Below are 1581 nucleotides of genomic sequence, written 5' to 3'. Positions count from 1 at the left end.
AGTTTCCGCCGGCACATGTGGACAAGGTGCTGCATGACGGCGAGTTGGTGCAGTTAGGCGGAGTGAAGTTGGTGGCCCACAAGACTCCGGGACATACGCGCGGTTGCACTACCTTCACGATGCAGGTCAGTGAGGGCGGTAAGAACTACAACGTGGTGATTGTCGGCGCGGGTGGCGCCAACTTTGGCGATGCCGGGTATGAGCTGGTGGGCAACAAGGTGTATCCGCAGATCGTGAGCGATCTGCGTAAGAGTTATGCCGTGTTGCATTCGCTGCCCTGCGACATCTTTCTGGGAGCGCATGGCCAGTACTATGGGCTGGAAGAAAAGTACCCGCGTTCGAAGACGGAAGGTGTGAAGGCGTGGGTCGACTCGGCGGGGTATAAGGCGTATGTGGATGGGAAAGAGAAGGAATTTGAGAAGCAGTTGCTAGTTGCTGGTTCCTAGTTGCTAGTTTTCTACTCCCTGAAGTTCTCTGGCAGAGAAGCAGATTTCTCCGCTCCGCTACGAAATGACAAAAAAGGAAGAAGGGCGCGGCCATAAGCCGCGCCCTTCGTTTTCAACCAGCAACTAGCAACCAGGAACCAGCAACTAGATGGGGAACGTCTTCAGCCACTCGCGGAACTTCGGTCCGAGATCATCGTGCTTGAGGGCGAACTCTACGGTGGCCTTCAGGAAACCGAGCTTGTCGCCGGCATCGTGGCGCTTGCCTTCGTAGGTGAAGCCGTAGACCTTTTCGTACTGCAGCAGGGCCTTGATGCCGTCGGTGAGCTGCAGCTCGCCGCCCGCACCGGGGGTGATGGTCTCAAGCATCTCGAAGATGCGCGGTGTCAGGATGTAGCGGCCGATGATGGCGTTCTGGCTCGGCTGGGTGCCGGGCTTAGGCTTTTCGACCATGTCCTTTACAGCGAGCAGCTTCGGGTTATTTGCGTCGGGGGTGCAGTCCAGGCAACCGTAGGCAGAGATGGCATCACCCTCCACGATTTCGGAGCCCAGGATGGAGGCCTGTGTTTCGTTGAAGGCATCCACCATCTGCTTCATGCAGGCGACGTTGGCATCGACGATATCGTCGGGCAGGATGACCGCGAAGGGCTCATCTCCGACCAGTGCCTTGGCTTGGAGGACAGCGTGACCGAGGCCGAGGGCTTCAGCCTGACGGGTGTAGGTAATCTTTGCCAGCTTCGAGACGGAGCGGGCGACTTCGAGCAGAGCAGTCTTGCCGCGAGCTTCGAGAGAGGCTTCCAGCTCGGCAGACTTATCGAAGTGGTCTTCCATGGTGGTTTTGCCACGGCCGGTGACGATGATGATCTCTTCGCAACCGGCGGCGACGGCTTCTTCAACGCCGTACTGGATCAGTGGCTTGTCGACGAGCGGCAGCATCTCTTTGGGAGTGGCTTTGGTTGCAGGAAGGAAACGGGTGCCCATACCTGCGGCTGGAAAAACTGCTTTACGGACTTTCATGAATGCCATGAGCGAAAAAGTGTCCTTATCGTTACTTGAGTACCGTCATCGTACCAAATCAATTAGGCGTAGACGTTTATATCAATTACGATGCGTCCGGGCTGCATTGCCGTTTGTCCGC

The 1581-nt window shown here is 57.0% G+C and carries 1 protein-coding gene and 1 pseudogene; one reads left to right on the top strand and one right to left on the bottom strand.

All coding sequences use genetic code 11. From position 1 onward, the window contains the following. Positions 1-446 (top strand): annotated as a pseudogene (locus tag AB4043_RS24930) (subclass B3 metallo-beta-lactamase); the annotation flags it as partial. A gap of 144 nt (positions 447-590) precedes the next feature. Here the strand turns inward: AB4043_RS24930 and galU are convergent. After that, positions 591-1469, bottom strand: coding sequence for a UTP--glucose-1-phosphate uridylyltransferase GalU (gene galU / locus AB4043_RS24925; RefSeq protein WP_442301421.1), 879 nt, complete (start codon positions 1467-1469; stop codon positions 591-593). Positions 1470-1581 lie beyond the last annotated feature (112 nt).

This window comes from Terriglobus sp. YAF25 (assembly GCF_052113305.1).
Lineage (GTDB): Bacteria > Acidobacteriota > Terriglobia > Terriglobales > Acidobacteriaceae > Terriglobus.
The sequence above is the reverse complement of the archived record's forward strand: the minus strand, read 5'-3'. Positions and strand labels throughout refer to the sequence as shown.